The following is a 19,214-nucleotide window of genomic DNA, read 5'->3' on the forward strand; positions in this document are numbered from 1 at the left end:
GACCGAGAGGTGCACCATGACCGACGCTTCGGACGCCGGAGCCGTCCTCGACCACCAGGACGAGGCGGTTCTCGACCGCGACGGTCTGGCCGCGCTCGTGCGTGTCCTGAAGGTGCGCGGCCGCACGGTGATCGGCCCGACCGTGCGCGACGGCGCGATCGTCCTCGACGAGCTGGACTCCGCCGATGCCCTTCCCTACGGGTGGGGGGTCGAGCTGGAGGCGGGGCAGTACCGGCTCCGCCGCCGCGAGGACGGGGCCGTGTTCGCGCACAGCGCGGGACCCCAGTCGTGGAAGTCGTTCCTGCATCCGCAGCGCGTCCGTCAGTGGTCGGCGGACCGCGGCCCGGACGGTGCGCCGGTCGTCCGTGAGGAGAAGCAGGAGAGCATCTCGTACGCGTTCCTCGGCGTGCGGCCCTGCGATCTGCGTGCCATTCAGATCCTCGACCGGGTGATGAGCGGTGGCAGGTACCGGGACCCCACCTACCTGTCACGGCGGACGGGTGCCTTCCTGATCGCGGCCGAGTGCACCGAGCCGGGTGCCACCTGCTTCTGCGTCTCCATGGGGAGCGGGCCGGCCGCCGACGCCGGGTATGACCTCGCCCTCACCGAGGTCGTGGACGATGCCGGCCACCGCTTCCTGTGCCGGAGCGGGAGCGAGGAGGGGGCCGCGGTCCTCGCGGAACTGCCGGGCCGGAGCGCCGATGACCTCACCAGAACAGCGGCGGCCCAAGCCGTGAGCGCCGCCGCCGAACGCATGGGCCGCTCCATGCCCCCCGTGGACCTGCGCACGCTGATGCGGGACAACCTGGAGGCGGAGCGCTGGGACGACGTCACCGCCCGGTGCCTCAGCTGCGGCAACTGCACCATGGTCTGCCCCACCTGCTTCTGCACCACCACGGAGGACGTCACCGACCTGACCGGCGATCACGCCGAGCGCTGGCGCCTCTGGGACTCCTGCTACGACCTGGACTTCTCGCTCCTCCACGGCGGTCCGGTCCGGTCCAGCCCGCGCAGCCGCTACCGCCAGTGGCTCACCCACAAGCTGGGTACCTGGCACGACCAGTTCGACAGCTCCGGCTGTGTCGGCTGCGGCCGGTGCATCGTCTGGTGTCCCACGGGCATCGACCTCACCGAGGAGGCCCACGCCCTGCACCAGGAAGCCACGCAGCGGGAGAACACGCCGTGACCTCGCAACCGGGCGGGCCTCCCGGCGAGGAGGTGTTCGCCGCTCTGACGGCGGAGCACCGCGGGAAGCTGATGGCCCTCGCCCGGGAAGTCGTCCTTCCGGGCGGCACGCGGATCTTCGAGGAAGGGGAGAAGGCCGACCGTTTCTGGGTCATCCGCTCGGGCACGGTCGCGCTCGACGTCCACATGCCCGGCCGGGGGCGAGTGGTCGTCGAGACCATCGGTGCCGGCAGCCTGCTCGGCTGGTCATGGCTGTGTCCGCCGCGGCAGTGGCACCTCGCGGCCGAGACCCGGGACCCCGTCCGTGCATGGGAATTCGATGCCGCGGCCGTCCATGACCTGTGCGCCGTGGACACGGCGCTGGGCCTGTCGCTGGTCACCGTCGTCGCCGAGACCATCGGCGACCGGCTCCGAGCCACCCGCACCCGGCTGCTCGACCTGTACGGACCGCCGGGACCGAAGGGGAGCGGGCCGGTGCCATGACGCTCACGCCCCTCTCCTACCGCGTGGTGGACCGCCGCGACGAGACGCACGACACGGTCACGCTCGTACTGGAGCCTGCCGCGGATGCCCTGAAGCCCTTCGCAGCCGGCCAGTTCGCGATGCTGTACGCGTTCGGTGTCGGTGAGATCCCGGTGTCCGTGTCCCGGCTCGCGGACGGGCACCGGCTGACGCACACGGTCCGCGCCGTCGGGGCCGTCTCCCGCGCACTGTGCGGGCTGCGGATCGGCGGGTGGGTCGGCGTGCGCGGCCCTTTCGGTACCGCCTGGGACTCGGCCGCCGCTCACGGCAACGATCTGCTCGTCATCGCCGGAGGCATCGGGCTCGCTCCGCTCCGTCCCCTCGTCGACGCCGTTCTGGCCGAGCCCCAGGCGTTCGGGCGGCTGAACGTCCTCGCGGGCGCCCGGACCCCCGCCGATCTGCTGTACGGGGATGAGTTCCCCGCCTGGGGAAAGCCGTTCGGTGCCGTGACGGTCGACCGGCCTTCCGGCGGCTGGACCGGCCGGGTCGGCGTCGTCACCACGCTGCTTCGCGAGGCCCGGTTCACACCTTCGGGCACGGTCGCCTTCGTCTGCGGTCCCGAGGTGATGATGCGCGCGACCGCACGCGCGCTGATCCACCAAGGGGTACGTCCCGACCGCGTCCGGGTCTCCCTCGAACGCAACATGCGCTGTGCCACCGGCCACTGTGGACACTGCCAGCTCGGACCCCTGTTGCTCTGCCGCGACGGCCCGGTCGTCGGCTACGACCAGGCCGAGCCCCTGCTCACCGTCCGGGAACTGTGAGATGAGCACCCCCACCACGCCCCAGCCCCCTGTCCGCCCCCGCCTCGGCGTGTTCAAGTTCGCCTCCTGTGACGGCTGCCAGCTCACCCTCCTCGACTGCGAGGACGAACTGCTCGGCATCGCCGCCGAACTGGAGATCGCCCACTTCCTGGAGGCGTCCAGCGAGCCCGCGCCCGGTCCGTACGACCTCGTCCTCGTCGAAGGGTCGGTCAGCACACCCGAGCACGTGGAGCGAATCCGGCGCATCCGCGCCGATGCCCGCCACCTCGTCACCATCGGTGCCTGCGCCACGGCCGGCGGCGTGCAGGCGCTGCGCAACTACGCCGATGTCGACGGGTACCTGGCGACCGTCTACGCCCGCCCCGAATACATCGAGACCCTCGCGACCTCCACGCCGGTCTCGGCCCACGTACCCGTCGACTTCGAACTGCGCGGCTGTCCCATCGACCGCGGTCAGCTCGTGGAGGTCATCACCGCGTTCCTCGCCGGACGCAAGCCCGCCATCCCGAACCACAGTGTCTGCTTCGCCTGCAAACGGCGCGGCAACGTCTGCGTCACCGTCGCCCACGGCACGCCCTGCCTGGGCCCCGTCACCCACGCGGGCTGCGGGGCCCTGTGCCCGACCTACGGGCGCGGCTGTTACGGCTGCTTCGGGCCGGCCGGAACCACGAACCTTCCCGCGCTGGTCCCGCTCATGCAGCGTGACGGGATGAGCGAGGAAGACATCGGCAGGTTCCTGCACACCTTCAACGTGACCGCCTTCACCGCCGTGGAGGAGCAAGGACAGCCCGGCGTGACCGACGCTGAAGGACCCGGATGAGCGATCCCACGCCCCGGTCCCAGGAGCTGCGCATCCCCTCACTCGCCCGTGTCGAGGGCGAGACCGCGCTGCACCTGAGGATCGACCACGGCACAGTCATCGAGGCGCGGCTCAAGATCTACGAGCCGCCGCGGTTCTTCGAAGCCTTCCTCCGGGGCAGAGCGCACACAGAGCCGCCCGACCTCACCTCCCGCATCTGCGGGATCTGTCCCGTCGCCTACCAGATGAGTGCCTGCCGTGCCATCGAGGACGCGTGCGGCGTTGTCGTCGACGGACAACTGGCCGCCCTGCGCCGCCTGCTGTATTGCGGCGAATGGATCGAGAGCCAGACGCTGCACATCCATATGCTGCACGCACCGGACTTCCTCGGCGAGGACGACGTGATCGGTCTGTCCCGCTCCCATCTGGAGCACGTCAAGCGCGGACTGCGCCTGAAGCAGGCCGGCAACGCCGTGGTCGAACTGCTCGGGGGCCGGGCCATCCACCCCGTCAACGTCCGGATCGGCGGCTTCCACCGCGCCCCGACCCGCGCCGAACTCCGCCCCCTGGAAGAACGGCTGCGCACCGCCCTCGACGACGCCTGGGACACGGTGCGCTGGGTCGCCGGCTTCGAATTCCCGGACGCCGAGTGCGACGCCGACCTGCTCGCCCTCGCCGAGGAGGGCACTTACGCCATCGAGTCCGGCGTGCCCACCGTGCTCCCGTACGACGAGATGCTCCCGCCCTACAGCTTTCCCCTGCGGGACTTCACCGACCACGTGGCCGAGGAGCAGGTCTCCCACTCCACAGCCCTCCACTCCCGTTTGGACGGCCGTAGGCATCTCACGGGCTCCCTGGCGCGCTGGGCGGTCAGCGGCTACCTGCTGTCCCCGCTGGCCCTGGAAGCGGCACGGGAGGCCGGGCTGGGCGACCCCCTGTCGCGCGCAGGTGCCGGGCGGGCAGAGGTCTGCAGGAACCCGTACCGAAGCATCCTCGTCCGGGCGGTGGAAGTCCTGTACGCGGTGGAGGAGGCCCTGAGGATCATCACGGAGTACGAACGTCCGGCCCGCCCGTACGTGGAGGTGCCGGCCCGGGCCGGCATCGGGCACGGTGCCACGGAGGCGCCGCGCGGCCTGCTCTACCACCGCTACGCGTTCGACGACGGGGGGCGTGTCACGGACGCCCGCATCGTGCCACCGACCGCCCAGAACCAGGGCGCCATCGAGGAGGACCTGCGTCGGCTGGTCCAAGCCGGCCTCGATCGGGGTGAGGGCTCCGAGGCCGAGCTCACCCGGCTGTGCGAGCGGGCCGTCCGCAACCACGACCCGTGCATCTCGTGTTCGGCCCACTTCCTGGAACTGGACATCGAGCGCACCCACTGATCCCGCCCAGGCGTGACCGGCTGTCCGGGCGAGGTTGCGGCCCGGGCTTGCGGCCGGTCTGCAGGTGTCGTTACGTCGGATGGCGGCGTCGGAGCCGACCGGCAGCCGCAGCCGCATGCAGGCTCGCCTCTGCCTTCTGCGCGCTGTCGGGAGGCTTCAGGTGCTCCTCGGATGACATACGGCCGTGTGCTCGGCGCGTTGGCACAGGTGCTTCATCGAGTACCGCTTACGGTCACTGCACGGCTACCGGCGCGAGCGCGGGGACGACAGGGCTCCGGCCGGCCGGACACCTCACCGCCTTCCAGTCACCTACCAGACGGAGCACAGCCGGCATGGAGCCAGTCGTCACTGTGGGCCTCGACGGCTCACCCGAGAGCCTCGCCGCTGCCCGCTGGGCCGCTGACGAAGCCGACCGCCGCAAACTCACGCTGCGCCTGTTGCACGCGTGGCCCCTGCTGGCGCCGGAACCGACCCACCTCCCCTCCGAGATGGATCAGAACTACTGGGCGAAGCGGATCGTGCACAACGCGAAGGCGGAGCTCCAAGCGCGCCACCCGGGCCTGACCATCGTCGGCAACCTGGTCGCCGAGGATGCTCAGGAGGCGCTGCTGAAAGCGTCAGCGGAGTCCGAGATGACCGTGCTCGGTTCGCGAGGGCTGGAGCCCGTCGAGAGCTATTTCCTGGGCGACATCAGCATGCCCGTCGTCGCACGGGCCGAGCGGCCGGTGGTCCTGGTGCGCGCCGGGACGCGCGAAGAGGGTCCGCCGTCCGCTCCAGGTGCCTCAGGCGGCGTAGTGGTGGCATTGAAACTGCACGGTCCGTGCGACGACCTGCTCGCGTTCTCCTTCGCCGCCGCCGCGGCACGGGGCGTTCCCCTGCAAGCCGTCCACGGCCGAAGCATGCCCCTCCACGCTCACGCTCCCTGGGGCGTGGACCACGACGTGACCGAGAAGATCAGGCAGGACGCGCAGAAGGTCCTGAGTGACGCTCTCCGCCCCTGGCGCGAGAAGTTTCCGAGCGTGCAGGTAACTCCCGGTATCGGTCTTGAAAGCCCTACCAAGGTCGTGGTCCGGACCGCCGAGGGGGCAGGACTACTGGTTGTCGGCCGACGCAGGCACCGCCCTGCCCTGGCACCCCCATTGGGTTCCGTGGCCACCGCCGCGATCCATCACGCGCGCTGCCCCGTCGCCGTCATTCCCCATGACTGAGCCGAGCCACCACGAGGAGCCGCCGGTGCCGGCGCACAGGACCGACGCGTCCGCGCTCCGGACCGGCACCGGCCTCCAGGTTCCGCCACTACCGCGCGCAGAGGTGTGCGAGACGCACACCGCGGTCCTGTTCTTCGTCGGTGACCGCGCCTACAAGCTGAAGAAGCCGGTCGACCTGGGGTTCCTCGACTACACGACCACGGCGGCCCGGCGGGCCGTGTGCGAACGAGAAGTCGCCCTCAACCGTCGCTTCGCCCCTGATGTCTACCTGGGCCTGGGTGAATTTCGCGGACCGGACGCGGACACGCCCGAACCTCTCGTGGTGATGCGCCGCATGCCGGCGGAACGCCGCCTGTCCCTGCTCGTGAGTCAAGGCGCCGACGTCGACGAAGCCCTGCGGTCTGTCGCACGCCTCCTTGCCTCCCGTCACGCGGACGCGCTCCGCGGCCCGGACATCGACGAGCAGGGCAGGCGGGACGCGCTCTCCGCGCGCTGGGAAGCGAGCTTCACGCAGGTCAGGCGACTGACCGAGGACGGCCAGCTGCTCGACGGGGTGGAGGAGACCGAGCGCTTGGTGCGGCGCTATCTCGCCGGCCGCGAGAAACTGTTCGACGCGCGTATTGGGCAGGGGCGGGTGGTCGACGGCCATGGCGACCTGCTCGCCCAGGACATCTTCTGTCTCGACGACGGCCCCCGCGTCCTGGACTGTCTGGAATTCGACGACCGCCTTCGCTACGTCGACGGTCTCGACGACGCGGCCTTCCTCGCCATGGACCTGGAGCAGACGGGTGCCCCGGAGGCCGCGGCGTTCTTCCTCGCCCAGTACAGCGAGTACTCCGGCGACCCCGCACCGCCGTCCCTGTGGCACCACTACGTCGCTTACCGCGCGTTCGTCCGTGCCAAGGTCTCCCTGATCCAGGCAGCTCAAGGCGCCCGCGGCGCGCAGGCGGCAGCGCGGCGACTGGTCACCACGACGCTGCGCCACCTGCGTACCTCCGCTGTCGGCCTGACCCTCGTCGGCGGCCTCCCGGGCAGCGGAAAGTCCACGCTCTCCGGCGCATTGGCCGATCGCCTGGGCGTCACGCTGCTCAGCAGCGACCGCCTCCGCAAGGAGCTGGCAGGCATGCCGGCGGAGGAATCCGCGGCCTCCGACTACGGCGAAGGGCTGTACACGCCCGAGTGGACCGTGAGGACGTACGCGGCCCTGCTCGACCGGGCGTCCGCCCTCCTGTCCCGCGGCGAGTCCGTCGTCCTCGACGCCACCTGGTCCGATGCGGGACAGCGCGAAGCCGCTCTGCGCATGGCCGAACGCGCCAGCGCCGACCTGGTGGCCCTACACTGCCAGGTTCCGGGCGATGTGTCGGCAGCGCGCCTGAGCACCCGCGCCCCCGGGGCGTCCGACGCCACCCCCGATGTGGCCAGGGCTATGGCAGCCACGGAGCCGTCGTGGGACGAGGCCGTCCCCATCGACACCGGCGGCCCTTTGGAGGCCGCGGTCATCCAGGCGATGGCGGCCGTACGCCCGTACGGCGCCGGCCAGGCCCCGGTCTTCCGCCGCCCCTACATGGAACCGGACTGAGGCGTGAGGCGATGCCGCGTGCAGCGGCACGCTCGCCGCGACGGACGTCCTGCCGGAGCATTGCCGCATGTCGTGCATGGCCGAGTCCCGAGACATGGCCATGGCTCGGGCCGACTGAATCGTTTCCCTGCCCTGGGCCTCGGATCTGCGCGCAGGAGGTGCCGCGCTGTTTGGGCCGTGCGGCCCTGGTCGGGGGGCCATTCAGCCCTGCACCGCCCCTCCCGCCCGGTGGAGCATGGCCCTGTGGGGTCCTTGCGAAGCGGGGAGGAAGGGGACACGGGACATGGCACCGACGTGGACGACCACAGGAGTGTTCACCGGCGCGGGTGGCGTCCGCACCGACGAGGCCGGGGTCATCACCGGCGAGGTGAGCGTACGCACCATTTGGAAGGACGGACAAGCCCACATCGCGGTGCAGTACGGCGGTGCCCCCCAGTGGTGCACCATGACCGGAAGCCCCCTGTCCTGTAGCGAACGAGCCAGTCGGACCGTGCACCAGAGTGCTGTCGAAGCCGTTCGGGCAGGCGCCGCGGCCACGGCCCGGGGTATCTACCCAGAGTCATGATTGTCGGGACAAGCGGCCGATCGCCGAGGTACGTGCCGAGGCACAAGGCAGCTTCATCTCCGGTTTCAGCGGATGTCCAGCACCTCGGCCACCGGGCGCCGGGGCGTTACCGGGCCCTGCGGTCCGTAGCCGAGCCGGATCACCATCTGGACATGGGTCATCGCCGAGCCCGGATCGCGCACCGTCCAGCGGAGCGCGGGCCATTCGAGAGGCTGCGAAGTCATGGACGTGACCAGTCCGTCGGCGGTGGCTTGAAGGAGAACCCGCTGCAGGGCCTGTCCTGCTCGTAGCCAGTCCTCGGGCCCGTCACCCGAAGTACCCAGCAGCACGATGTGCGGGTTCTGCTCGAAGGTGGCCCACCCACGCCCGGGAACGCGCCGGGAGCGACCGAAGTCGCGCACGACCCCACCGCGACCCGCGTGCTTCGGACCGAATGCGTCCACGGGGATTCCGTCTGGACGGGTCTGGCCTTCCGGAGTGTCGGCATGTGTCCACGCCATCGTCTCCGCCGTCATAGTGGGATCCATCTCCTCGCGATGCTCGGAGTCGTGTACCAGGCCCAACACCGTGTCGGTGTGCCAGGCGTCCGGCACGGCCAGGCGACACCCTTCGAGAAGGGCGGCGGCTCGCAGACCGTCCAATAGTGCGGGAGCGATCTCCTCCTCCGCGAAAGGGAAACGGCTGGAGTGACGTCGCCGTACGGCTGGATGGAGGGTTCCGAGTTCGCTGTCCGTGGGCCCGGGTTCCCGGAGGTCGGCAGCGGCCAGCAACCACGGAACGTCCGGGTCGGGCAGCAGCCGTACGTCAGCGCCCCAGCCTGCCGAGGCTGCGGACACCCGTAGGTTGAACAGAGCGGCGGCGCAGCCCACATGGAGGGCGCGGTGGTCCGGGTCGGCATGGGGCATGGCACGGCCCGGGTCGCCGTACAGCTCGATGAGCCCGGAGGCCGGTCGGTAGAGGAACTTCCACGGCTGGGCGTTGTGCATGGACGGAGCCGTGACAGCATCCTCGATGAGCGGAACAATCTCTGCCGGGTTCGGAAGCGATGCGGTCATGAGACTTTCCTGCCTGTGCGGTGGGCCTCACTCGTGGGCGATGACGGCCACCGGCGAGACCGCGTGGTGCATCACGGCGTGTGTGATGGGGCCGATGTGAGTGCCGAATGCGGAGTGGCGGATACGGCGGCCGACGACGACGAGGGCGGCGGTGGAGGCCGCGTCGAGGATCTGAATCGCCGGCTGGCCGATGGTGGCCCGGGAGTCGACCTGCAGCGAAGGGTACTTCTCGTGCCAGGGGCTGATCATCTCGTCCAGTGCGGTGGTGATGCCGTGGGCCATTTCCTGCTGGACCCCCGGGTCGAGGGCTGGTGCGTAGCTGAGGATGGGCGGTGGCGACCAGCCGTGGATGATCACGAGCGGGCAGTGGCGGTGCGACGCCTCCTCGAAGGCGAAGGCGAGCAGCTTGTCACAGGGCTGGTGGATGTCCACGCCGACCACGATGGGCCCGCGGTCGCGGGTGCCGTCCGGCGGATTGCCCGCGCGGTCCACCGACCGGACCAGCACGACGGGGCGAACGGCCTCGATGAGGGTGGCAGTGCTGGTGGACCCGACGAGGAATCCCGCGATGCTGCCGAGCGCGCGTGAGCCGAGTACGAGCATGTCGGAGTCCTCGGCGGCGCGTGTGAGAGCCAGGGAAGGCAGCCCGCCCACTCGGCGGGTGTCGACCTTCAAAGACGGATGTAGACGGCGCGTCTTATCGGCGGTGTCGCGGAGGACGGCCTCGGCCCACTGCCGACGTTCCTCGGTGGTCGTGACGGGAAGCGGGGGATTCTCCAGCCATTCCTCTGCGTGGACCAGGTCCAGGGACGCACCGCGGAGCTCGGCTTCATAGGCCGCCCAGCGGGCAGCCGCCGTGCTCTCCGGGGACCCGTCGAGACCGACGGTCACTCGGTTCGCCATGGTCGCCATCTCCTTCTTCATGGGTCGGCGCTTCTCCCGCCCACTTCAGACTGACTGCCCGACGGCCTCCTGTTGAGGGGCCGGTCGGCCCCTCGTGGGACCGACCGGCCCCGTCTCCGGTGCGGTGGACGAGAGGTCTGGGGCCTTGATCAACCAGGGCGGTCACGGCAGGCGGTCTGTCGGCCGGCCCGGCGTCCGGCAAGAGCCCGGAAGGCCTTGGGCTGTTCTCCATGGCGCAGGGAAGCCACGCCCCCATGATCTCGCGTCGACGAGCGCGGCGCTGGGCCCCAGCCCAGACTGGAGACGGACAGGGATACGCACGTGAGGAGGCAGCCATGACCACCGCACGGGACATCATGCACAGCGGTGCCACCTGCGTACAGGAGACCGAGACGCTCATGGACGCGGCCCGGCGGATGAGCGAACTGGACGTCGGTGCGCTGCCGATCTGCGGGCCCGACGACCGTCTGCACGGCATCATCACCGACCGTGACATCGTGCTGAAGTGCCTGGCCAAGGGCAAGGACCCGCACCACATGACAGCCGGGCAGCTCGCGCAGGGCAAGCCGATCACGGTCGACGCGGGCGCTGACACGAGCCAGGTGCTGCAGACGATGCAGGATCACCGGATCCGGCGTGTCCCGGTGATCGCCGACCACCGCCTCGTCGGGATGATCAGCGAGGCCGATCTCGCCAGGCACCTGTCCGAGGAGCAGGTAGGCCACTTCGTCGAGACGATCTGCGCGGAGCGGTAAGCCGCAGCGCGTCGTCTTGCACCGCTATTCGTGCGCGATGACGGCGACGGGTGCCTTGGCGTGGTGAAGGACCGAGTGAGTGACCGGTCCGATGTGCGCGCCGATCGAGGACTTTCGGATGCGGCGGCCGACGACGATGAGACCCGCTTCGGAAGACCTCTCGACGAGTTCTGTAGCGGCGTGCCCGGCGCTCGCGCGCGAGATGACGCCGACATCCGGGTACTTGTCCCGCCAGGGTCCCAGGACGTCGCCCAGAGAGGCCTCCGCGCTCATTTCGAGCTGGGCGTGAACTCTCGGGTCGTACGCCGCGCCGTACCCCACCAGCGGAGGCAGTGACCAGCTGTGCAGGACATGGAGGGCGCAGGCCCGTCGCGCCGCTTCCTCGAAGGCGAAGGTGAGCAGCGCATCGCACGGCCGGCTGATGTCAACGCCCACCAGCAGCTCACGGGCTGCGTGCCGGTGGTCGGGGTGCGGCACCGCGTCCTCGCTCGCCCGCACCATGACCACCGGCCGTACCGTCGCCTGGATGACCGCCATGCCGACGGAACCGAGGACGAAGCCCGTGACGGTGCCCAGTCCCCGAGAGCCCAGGACGATCATGTCCGCGCCGGCCGCGACGCCGACGAGCTCGGCGGCCGGCCTGCCGTCGAATGATCGGATACCGACCTCCAATTCGGGGTGGCTCGCGCGCAGTTCGTCGGCGGTCTCATTAAGCAGCGCCTGGGCCCAGTGGCGGCGTATATCGCTCGTCGGCACCGGGCGGTCGCGGGGAGATGACCATTCCTCGGCGTGGACGAGGTGGAGCGGCACGCCGCGCAGGAGGGCCTCTCGCGCCGCCCAATGGGCGGCCGCGAGGCTTTCCGCGGATCCGTCGAGGCCGACGACGATTCGACCGTTCATGATGGCTTCTCTCGGCAGGGGTCCGCATCGGTCAGGGAGTTCGTCTCCGCCCGTGTCGAGGCGGAGCGCCGGCTTCTTCAGACTGAGTTCGTGTCGTCGATGGCGTATCCGAGATGCTGGGTTACGGAGACCACGCCGTCCACGGTCCGGCAGAGGCGTTCGATGAGCGGGATGAGGCTCCTGAAGTCGACGGTTCCGTGCAGTTCGACCCGGCCGTCGGTGACGGCCACGGTGATGGCCGAGGGGCTCTGACGCACGCCGAGTTCGAGCACATCACCCATGATCTCGTGACGGATGTCCTCGTCGTCCCGGAGGAAGATCCGCAGCAGGTCCCGTCGGCTGACGATTCCGATCAGTACGTCCGAGTCGTCCACGACCAGGAGCCGCTTGACTCCTTGGGCTTCCATCAATCGGGCGGCTTCGGCGACGGTCCAGTCCGGTCTGGCGCACACGGGGGGCGAGGACATCAGCTCCTCGGCACGCGTACCCGCGGCCTTGTCCTCCTGCCAGGCCTCCCGTTCGGGAAGTGACCGAAAGTAGTCGCTTTGGCCTGCGGACTTCGGCAGCAGGTCCCGCTCCGAGATCACGCCGAGCGGGTGGCCGGAATGGTCGACGACCGGGACGGCCGACACCTTGTGTTCCGTCAGGGTGCGGGCGACCTCCTTGAAGGGGGCGTTGTTGGGGACAGCGACGACCTCGCGGGTCATCAGCTCGCGGACTTCCCGATGCTTCATGCTCTTCTCCTACCGCTCCGCGGTCGGCCCAGCGCAGACCGACACGTCGTCCTGCTCGTAGTCGAGCCGGTTGACCACGTCCACGACGCCGTCGACGCTCTGACACAGGCGCAGCACGATGGGGACCAGGCTGCGTCGGCCGACGGTCCCGCTGAGGGTCACCAGCCCGTCGGTGACCTCGACGGTCAACGACGACGGGCTGAGCCCGAGGGTGCGGGTCAGAACGTCTTCGAGGATTTCCTCCTGGATCGCGTGGTCCCTGCGCAGGAAGAGCTGAAGCAGGTCGCTGCGGCTCAGGATGCCGATCAGTCGGCCGGCGGCGTCCACTACGGGCAGTCTCTTGACTTGGCGCCCCCGCATGACCCGCGCTGCGCGGACGACGCTCCATTCGGTCCGAGCGGTGATGGCGGGGCTGGTCATGACATCGGCGGCGGTGTTCGCGCCGCTGCCGGAGCTGCGCTTGCGGAGCAAGTCGGCTTCGGAGACGACGCCCACGGGGTGTTCGGCCTCGTCCACCACGGGTACGGCGGAGATGTCGAACTCCTTCAAGAGTCTGGCGATTTCCTTGAACGGGGTGCCGCGCCGGACGCTGACGGCTGTCGGGGTCATCAGGTCGGCGACGCTGCGGTGCCTCATCGTCGGCCTCCTTCACGCGCGGACTTCGGTGTCGAGGCGCACGGCCGTGACGTCCACGACCCCGGGTACGGTGCGAGCGACTCGGACCAGCACGTCTTTGAGGGCCGGGTCCGGGATGGAGCCGTCCAGCTGGACGATGCCGTCGGCCACGTGGACCTGCACCATGGCCGAGCCGGCGGGGATGAGCTCGGCCATGATCAGCCGGCGGAGCTCCTCGGCGATGTCCGCGTCGGGGCGGAGGTAGATCTTGAGGAGATCGCCCCGGCTGACCACGCCGACGAGGCGGCCGTCGCCGTCGACGACGGGGAGCCGCTTGAGGTGGCCGCGGGCCATCAGGCGGGCGGCGCCGGGGATGGTGGCGTCCTTGGTCACGGTGACCGCTGGTACGGTCATCAGCTGCCCGGCGCTGACTGCGCGGGACTCGTCCGCGCCCTGGGCCTTGAGCAGCAGGTCCGCTTCGGACACCACGCCGGCGACCCGTCCTTCCTCCGAGAGGACGGGCAGAGCGCTGATCCGCCACTGCCGCATGGCCTCCACGATGTCCTTGAACGGTGTTCTGCGGTCGACGGAGATGACGGCATGAGTCATTACGTCCTCGACGGTGCGAAGCTGCTTCATGATGCCTCCAGAAGCGGAGTCCTGATACGTCCGAGCGTGGGCACCTGTGCCCGTCGGCGGTAGGGCCGTCAGGGGGTCACTTCGGGCTGATCGGCCCTGTTGTTCAGGTATCGGGCGTGCTTTTATGAAATTGACGGAAAGAGTCCCTGAGAGGATGCGGAGAAGCGGCTGGCGGCCGTGCACCGCACGATCGGGATCCGCGAGAAGCGGGCGGGCTCTTTCCGCCCTTTGTCCTGAGGAGTCAATGCGTCGCACGGTGAGGGTCGGCGACCGGAGACAGGTCGTCGACCGCGTAGCCGAGGGCTTGGTCCACGCTGACGACCCCGTCGACCGATCGGCACAGCCTTTCGACAACCGGAATCGTCGACCGCTCCTCGACCCGACCGCTCAAGGAGACGACCCCTTCGCTTACGTCCACCGCAACGCCTCCCGGGGTGATCCTGAGGGTCCGGCCCAGTACGTCGTCGACGATTTCGTCGCGGATGGCGTCATCACGGCGGAGCATGGGGCGCAGCAGGTCGGTGCGGCTGACGATGCCCACAAGGGTTCCGGTCTCGTCGACCACCGGCAGACGCTTGACACCTCGCTCGTGCAGGAAGCGGGCCGTCTCGACGATGCCCCACTCCGGACGGGCGGTCAGGACCGGGGTGGACATCAGATCGCCGGCGGTCCGGGCGCCCATGGAGGCACGGTCCATGGGCGCCGCGGCGCGCATGGGGTCGCGCCCTTCGGTATCGGGCAGCCCGGCCTGCCTGCGAAGCAGGTCGGCTTCGGAGACGATGCCGATCGGATGGCGACGGGTGTCCACGACGGGCAGGGCCGAGACCTTGTTGTTGTCGAGGCTCCGGGCGACCGTCTTGAGCGAGGCTTCGGGGCTCGCCGTGGCCACGTTCCGGGTCATGACGTCTGCGACGGTGCGATGAGACATGGTCCGATCTCCCTTGTGAGTAGGGCCGTCAGTCGTGAGCGATGACCGCGACGGGGGCGGCGGCGTGGTGCAGGACCGCATGGGCCACGGAGCCCAGATGCGCCCCCAGCGGGGAGCGGCGCTGATGGCGGCCCACCACGACGAGGTCCGCGCTTCTTACGGCCTGGACCAGCTGGTCTCCGGCGGGCCCCATGAACGCCTCGTGGGTGACGCTCACGGACGGGAACTTGTGCCGCCACGGCATCAGCATGTCGTCGAGCATCACGGTGACACTCCGGCCGACCTCCCGCTCGTTCTCCGGGTCGAAGAAGGGCGCGTACTGGTACATGGAGGGCATCTTCCAGCCGTGGATCGCACGCAGGGCGCAGCCGCGACGGTCGGCTTCCTCGAAGGCGAAGGTCAAGACCTTGTCCGCTGCCTCGTGGATGTCGATCCCCAGGACGATCTCCCCGTACCGGATGGGCAAGGCCTCCTCGGGCGCGTGCGACACGCGTACGAGCACCACAGGCGTCTCGGTGGCCACAAGTGTTGACAAGCTCACCGAGCCGATGAGGAATCCGACCAGGCCTCCCACCCCACGGGAGCCGAGTACGAGCAGCCCGGCGTCCACCGCCTCCGCGGCCAGGGCTGCCGCCGGCCTGCCTGAGAGGCATCTCGTCGAGACCTCCAGGCCGGGATGTCGGCGTCGCACATCCTCCAATGCCTCGGTGAGCGCCTCGTCGGCCCAACGGTCGGCCGCTTCGCGGCCCGGCCTCGGTACCGCAGGGCTGATCAGCCAGTCGACGGCGTGGACGAGCCTCAGCGGCACTTCGCGCAAGGCCGCCTCCCGGGCGCCCCAACGGGCCGCAGCCCGGCTCTCTGGAGAGCCGTCCACGCCGACGGTCACATGGTGCTTCATGGCCAGAACCTCCTTGGGCAGCGCGGGGCCGCGGTCCTCTTCCAGCGTGGCCTGCGGCGCGATGACCGAGGAGGGGCCGAGTGGCCCCATATGGGGCCGATCAGCCCCGCTACTCCATGGAGGCGCGCGAGGCGACGTAGTCCGCACAGCCGTCCAGGGTGTTCAATGCCGGATAGTCGGACTCGGGCAGGGCGAGGCCGGTGCGCTCGCTCAGTGCCTCGATGAAGTTGAGGAAGTCCAGGGAGTCCATTTCCAGGCTCTCCCGGAAGTTCTCGTCCGGCGAGAGTGCGCCTGCGTCGGCGCCGGGAACCACGTCTGTCAGGACATCCTTGATCAGTACGAGGGCCTCGTCACGGTTCACAGTTCCTCCGGTCGTTGGAGCAGGCGGTCGATGGCCGTCAGCAATCGCGCCCCGGTCGCACCGTCGCTCGCGCGGTGGTCGGCGGCGAGCGTGGCCGTCACGGTCGGGTGCACCGTGAGCATCCCGTCCACGGCCACCGGCCGCTCGGTGACACGCCCCAGGCCGACGAGGGCGACCTGAGGTGGGTAGATCACCCCGAAGACGGCCTCGACCCCCTGATCGCCGAGGTTGGTCACCGTCAGTGTCGGATCTGCCGTCTCCGAAGCCCGCAGACGGCCGCTGCGAGCCCGCGAGACCAGACCCTTCAGCGCCGCCATCAGCTCCGGCAGTGGCATGGTGTCGGCGTCCGCCAGCGCCGGTGCGACCAGGCCGCCGCCGCGCAGGGACACCGCGACACCGAGCCGCACAGTAGGCGAGGGGACGAACGCCTCGTCCTTCCAATAGCCGTTCAGTTCCGGCACTTGGCGTGCTGCCAGGGCAACCGATTTGAGCAGCAGGGCCGCCGGCACGAGCCGTTCCACCACGGGCCTGCTCGCGTTCCGGTCGCGCATCCACGCCATCGCGACGGCCAGGTCGATCGTCGTCGACAAGTAGTAGTGGGGGATCTCGCGGTTCGCGCGGCTCATCAGAGCCGCGATCGCCGCGCGCGCCGGATGCTGGGGCTCGGCCGCTGCCGACGACCGGCGCGCCGGTTCGTGGCTTTCGACCGTAGAGGCCGGAGGGCTCCCCGTGGCGGCGCGTACATCGTCAGCCCGAATCGTGCCGCCCCGCCCGGTTCCCTTCAGGGCACTCAGGTCGACGCCCGACGACCGGGCCAGCCGACGGGCGAGCGGCGATGCCTTCACCCGATGCGGGCCCTCCGCCGGTGTGTGCTCGACGTCGAAACGTGTGATCCGACCGCCCTTGCCGGAACCGTGCACGGACGACAGGTCGATGCCCTTCTGCTCGGCCAAGTGCCTCACCAAGGGCGTGGACACGTCGCCCCCGCCCCGGGTCGTGGTGCGGCCGGGAGAGGCTTGCAGGTCGGAGGCCGGGACCGTCGGCCGCTTCGCAGGCGCAGGCGCAGGCGCAGGCGCAGGGGCAGAGGCCGGAGGCTCGGCCCCCGAGTCGATGACGGCCATCCGTGTGCCGACCGGCACGGTGGTCCCCGGTTCGACGAAGAGTGCACCGACCGTTCCCGAGTCGAAGCACTCGACCTCGATCGTCGACTTCGCCGTCTCCACGACGGCGACGACATCGCCCTTTGCGACGGTGTCACCGGGCCCTATCAGCCATTCCACGAGGGTGCCCTCGTCCATGTCCGCGCCGAGGGAGGGCATGGTGAAGTCGGCCATGTCAGCTCACCGTCCGGCGGACGGCGTCCACGATGGTCGCGGGCTGGGGCAGTGCCGCTTCTTCGAGCTGCCGGGCGTAGGGAATGGGGACCTCCGCGCTGCATACGCGCTGAACGGGGGCGTCGAGGTCATAGAACGCCTGCTCGGTGATGCGGGACGAGATCTCCGCGGCCAGGCTGCCGCTGCGCCATGCCTCGTCGACGATCACGGCCCGGTTGGTTCGGCCGATGGATGCCATGACGGTGGTGTCGTCGAGGGGGCGCAGGGAACGTAGGTCCACGACCTCCGCGCTGATGCCCTCCCCGGCAAGGGTTTCCGCGGCTGCCAGGGCCTTCGGCAGGGAGCCGCCGTACGTGATCACAGAGACGTCCGTGCCTGACCTGCGTACGGCCGCCGTGTCGAGTTCGACGGCTTCGACGGTCTCGTCCAGGGTGCCCTCCGCGTTGTACAGGCTGCCGTGTTCGAAGATCAGCACCGGATCGGGGTCGGCGAGGGCTGCTGCGAGCATGTGGCGCGCGTCATCGACCGTCGCGGGGGCCAGCACCCGGATGCCGGGGATGTGGGCGTACCAGCCTTCGAGGCTGTGAGAGTGCTGGGCGCCGAGCTGCCGGCCTGCTCCGGTCGTCATGCGGATCACGACGGGGACGCTCAGCTGCCCGCCCGACATATGGAGCAGTGTGGCCGCGTTGTTGAGGATCTGGTCCAGTGCCAGGAGACTGAAATTGACGGTCATGATCTCGACCACGGGCCGCATCCCGCCGAGCGCGGCGCCGATGCCCGCGCCGACGAATGCGGATTCGGACAGCGGTGTGTCGCGGATCCGGTCGGGTCCGAACTCTTCGAGCAGTCCCAGGCTGACGCCGAAGCATCCGCCGTACCGGCCCACGTCCTCACCCATGAGGAAGACGCGCTCGTCCTGCAGCAGGGCTTCGCGCAGCCCCTCACGGAGCGCCTCCCGGTAGGTGGTCGGCCGGGAAGTCCCGGTCGGTGCCTCCCGCGTGCTCATGCCGTGCTCCCGGGTTCGCTCGTGACGAAGCGGAGCAGGTCCGACACCGGTTCCAGCGGGGCTTCCTCGGCCCCCCGCACGGCCTCGTCGATCTCGGCGAGAACTTCCTTGTCGAGTTCTTCCATCACCCGGTCGTCGAGCTGCCCTTCGGAACGCATCAGTTCGGCCAGCCCTTTGAGGGGGTCGCGTCCCTTCCATTCCTCGATCTCGGACTTGGCCCGGTACCGGTCCGGGTCGTACATGGAGTGGGCGCGGAACCGGTACGTCTGCGCCTCGAGGAAGTGCGGTCCGTTGCCCGCGCGCACGGACTCCGTCGCCCGAAGTGCGGCGGCTTCGACGGCGAGAACGTCCATGCCGTCGACGGTCCAGGCAGGCATCCCGTACGAAGCGGCACGCATGGCGAGGTTGGTCTGGGCATGCTCCCGGGCCAGGCTCGTTCCCATGGCGTACAGGTTGTTCTCGCAGACAAGCAACAGGGGCAGCTGCCACAGGGCCGCGAGGTTGGCCGTCTCGTGGAACTCGCCTTCGGCGAAAGCTCCGTCCCCGAAGAAACAGCAGGTGACGCGGGTGCTGCCGCGCATCCGGTCGGCGAGTGCGAGCCCGGCCGCCAGGGGCAGTCCGCCGGCCACGATCGCGTTGCCCCCGTAGAAGCGGCGCGGGGCGTCGAACAGGTGCATGGAGCCGCCGCGTCCGCGGCTGCAGCCGGTGGCCCTGCCGTACATCTCGGCCATCACGGCGTTGGCCGGAACTCCGCGAGCCAGGGCGTGCCCGTGTTCGCGGTAGGTGGACACCACCGCGTCCTCTTCGCGCAGGGCCTGGTTGACGCCCACGGCGACGGCTTCCTCACCGATGCAGAGGTGGACGAAACCACGGATCTTTGCGCCGCTGTAGAGCTCCACGCACCTTTCCTCGAACCGCCTGATGGCGAGCATCCGGCGGAGCAGGGACAGGTGGTGGCCGGGCACGGGAAGCCCGTCGGGAGTGCCGCGGGCGGCGGTGGCCGGCCCCTTCTTGCGCCCGCTCTTACGTGCTGTGCTCCGGGCCCTTCCTTCGTGCTGCGAGGTGGTGTTGCTCATGGTTCT

Annotated in this window: 20 protein-coding genes and 1 pseudogene; 8 read left to right on the forward strand and 13 right to left on the reverse strand. The window is 69.9% G+C overall.

The genetic code is table 11. The annotated features are described in order from the left end of the window. The first annotated feature begins 16 nt into the window (after window positions 1-16). The 7 genes from OG386_RS44890 to OG386_RS44920 all read left to right on the forward strand — a co-directional run bounded on the left by OG386_RS44890 (window position 17) and on the right by OG386_RS44920 (window position 7,439). Window positions 17-1,186 carry a 4Fe-4S dicluster domain-containing protein gene (locus tag OG386_RS44890; protein WP_328793002.1) on the forward strand — a complete coding sequence of 390 codons (1,170 nt, stop codon included), beginning with the start codon at window positions 17-19 and terminating at the stop codon, window positions 1,184-1,186. After that, entirely contained in the window at window positions 1,183-1,668 is a 486-nt protein-coding gene (locus OG386_RS44895; protein ID WP_328793003.1) for a cyclic nucleotide-binding domain-containing protein, read from the forward strand. Before OG386_RS44890 ends, OG386_RS44895 begins: the two co-directional genes overlap by 4 nt. Further along, window positions 1,665-2,471 carry an FAD/NAD(P)-binding protein gene (locus OG386_RS44900; protein WP_328793004.1) on the forward strand — a complete coding sequence of 269 codons (807 nt, stop codon included), beginning with the start codon at window positions 1,665-1,667 and terminating at the stop codon, window positions 2,469-2,471. The genes OG386_RS44895 and OG386_RS44900 overlap by 4 nt, the downstream gene beginning before the upstream one ends. A 1-nt stretch (window position 2,472) precedes the next feature. After that, window positions 2,473-3,291, forward strand: a complete 819-nt coding sequence (locus tag OG386_RS44905) for an oxidoreductase (protein ID WP_328793005.1) — start codon at window positions 2,473-2,475, stop codon at window positions 3,289-3,291. Beyond that, window positions 3,288-4,652: a Ni/Fe hydrogenase subunit alpha gene (locus tag OG386_RS44910; protein ID WP_328793006.1), complete on the forward strand. Its 1,365-nt coding sequence runs from the start codon at window positions 3,288-3,290 to the stop codon at window positions 4,650-4,652. Before OG386_RS44905 ends, OG386_RS44910 begins: the two co-directional genes overlap by 4 nt. Window positions 4,653-4,984: 332 nt before the next feature. Beyond that, entirely contained in the window at window positions 4,985-5,860 is an 876-nt protein-coding gene (locus OG386_RS44915; protein WP_328793007.1) for a universal stress protein, read from the forward strand. 103 nt (window positions 5,861-5,963) lie between these two features. After that, complete coding sequence (locus OG386_RS44920; RefSeq protein WP_328793568.1) at window positions 5,964-7,439, forward strand: bifunctional aminoglycoside phosphotransferase/ATP-binding protein; 1,476 nt, start codon at window positions 5,964-5,966, stop codon at window positions 7,437-7,439. Window positions 7,440-8,069: 630 nt separating this feature from the next. Here OG386_RS44920 and OG386_RS44925 read toward each other — a convergent pair. After that, window positions 8,070-9,059, reverse strand: a complete 990-nt coding sequence (locus OG386_RS44925; RefSeq protein WP_328793008.1) for an Acg family FMN-binding oxidoreductase — start codon at window positions 9,057-9,059, stop codon at window positions 8,070-8,072. A gap of 27 nt (window positions 9,060-9,086) precedes the next feature. Continuing rightward, the gene (locus OG386_RS44930; protein WP_328793009.1) at window positions 9,087-9,962 is read right to left on the reverse strand and encodes a universal stress protein; all 876 of its coding nucleotides are present in this window, start codon (window positions 9,960-9,962) and stop codon (window positions 9,087-9,089) included. A 335-nt stretch (window positions 9,963-10,297) separates the two neighbouring features. On the opposite strand from OG386_RS44930, the gene OG386_RS44935 reads away from it, so the two are divergent. Next, window positions 10,298-10,717: a CBS domain-containing protein gene (locus OG386_RS44935; protein ID WP_033223198.1), complete on the forward strand. Its 420-nt coding sequence runs from the start codon at window positions 10,298-10,300 to the stop codon at window positions 10,715-10,717. A gap of 24 nt (window positions 10,718-10,741) precedes the next feature. On the opposite strand, the gene OG386_RS44940 is transcribed toward OG386_RS44935, so the two are convergent. From OG386_RS44940 to pdhA, 11 genes and pseudogenes are all read right to left on the reverse strand, one after another. Continuing rightward, window positions 10,742-11,617, reverse strand: a complete 876-nt coding sequence (locus tag OG386_RS44940) for a universal stress protein (protein WP_328793010.1) — start codon at window positions 11,615-11,617, stop codon at window positions 10,742-10,744. A 77-nt stretch (window positions 11,618-11,694) separates the two neighbouring features. Then, window positions 11,695-12,351, reverse strand: coding sequence for a CBS domain-containing protein (locus OG386_RS44945; protein ID WP_328793011.1), 657 nt, complete (start codon window positions 12,349-12,351; stop codon window positions 11,695-11,697). Window positions 12,352-12,360: 9 nt separating this feature from the next. Further along, window positions 12,361-12,987 (reverse strand): CBS domain-containing protein, encoded by a 627-nt coding sequence (locus tag OG386_RS44950; protein WP_328793012.1) that lies wholly within the window; start codon window positions 12,985-12,987, stop codon window positions 12,361-12,363. 12 nt (window positions 12,988-12,999) lie between these two features. Beyond that, window positions 13,000-13,608: a CBS domain-containing protein gene (locus OG386_RS44955; RefSeq protein WP_386089497.1), complete on the reverse strand. Its 609-nt coding sequence runs from the start codon at window positions 13,606-13,608 to the stop codon at window positions 13,000-13,002. Between the two features lie 238 nt (window positions 13,609-13,846). Beyond that, window positions 13,847-14,533, reverse strand: coding sequence for a CBS domain-containing protein (locus tag OG386_RS44960; RefSeq protein WP_328793014.1), 687 nt, complete (start codon window positions 14,531-14,533; stop codon window positions 13,847-13,849). 28 nt (window positions 14,534-14,561) lie between these two features. Continuing rightward, on the reverse strand, window positions 14,562-15,431 hold the full coding sequence (locus OG386_RS44965) for a universal stress protein (RefSeq protein WP_328793015.1): 870 nt from the start codon (window positions 15,429-15,431) through the stop codon (window positions 14,562-14,564). 109 nt (window positions 15,432-15,540) lie between these two features. Further along, window positions 15,541-15,792, reverse strand: a complete 252-nt coding sequence (locus OG386_RS44970) for an acyl carrier protein (RefSeq protein ID WP_328793016.1) — start codon at window positions 15,790-15,792, stop codon at window positions 15,541-15,543. After that, complete coding sequence (locus tag OG386_RS44975; RefSeq protein WP_405790546.1) at window positions 15,789-16,745, reverse strand: 2-oxo acid dehydrogenase subunit E2; 957 nt, start codon at window positions 16,743-16,745, stop codon at window positions 15,789-15,791. The genes OG386_RS44970 and OG386_RS44975 overlap by 4 nt, the downstream gene beginning before the upstream one ends. Window positions 16,746-16,961: 216 nt before the next feature. Then, a pseudogene (locus OG386_RS47130) lies at window positions 16,962-17,126 on the reverse strand (biotin/lipoyl-containing protein); the annotation flags it as partial. 1 nt (window position 17,127) lies between these two features. Continuing rightward, window positions 17,128-18,132 (reverse strand): alpha-ketoacid dehydrogenase subunit beta, encoded by a 1,005-nt coding sequence (locus OG386_RS44980; protein ID WP_328793018.1) that lies wholly within the window; start codon window positions 18,130-18,132, stop codon window positions 17,128-17,130. Continuing rightward, window positions 18,129-19,208: a pyruvate dehydrogenase (acetyl-transferring) E1 component subunit alpha gene (gene pdhA, locus OG386_RS44985; protein ID WP_328793019.1), complete on the reverse strand. Its 1,080-nt coding sequence runs from the start codon at window positions 19,206-19,208 to the stop codon at window positions 18,129-18,131. Before pdhA ends, OG386_RS44980 begins: the two co-directional genes overlap by 4 nt. Between the last annotated feature and the right edge of the window lie 6 nt (window positions 19,209-19,214).

It is taken from the genome of Streptomyces sp. NBC_00273, assembly GCF_036178145.1.
In the GTDB taxonomy this organism is placed as follows: domain Bacteria; phylum Actinomycetota; class Actinomycetes; order Streptomycetales; family Streptomycetaceae; genus Streptomyces.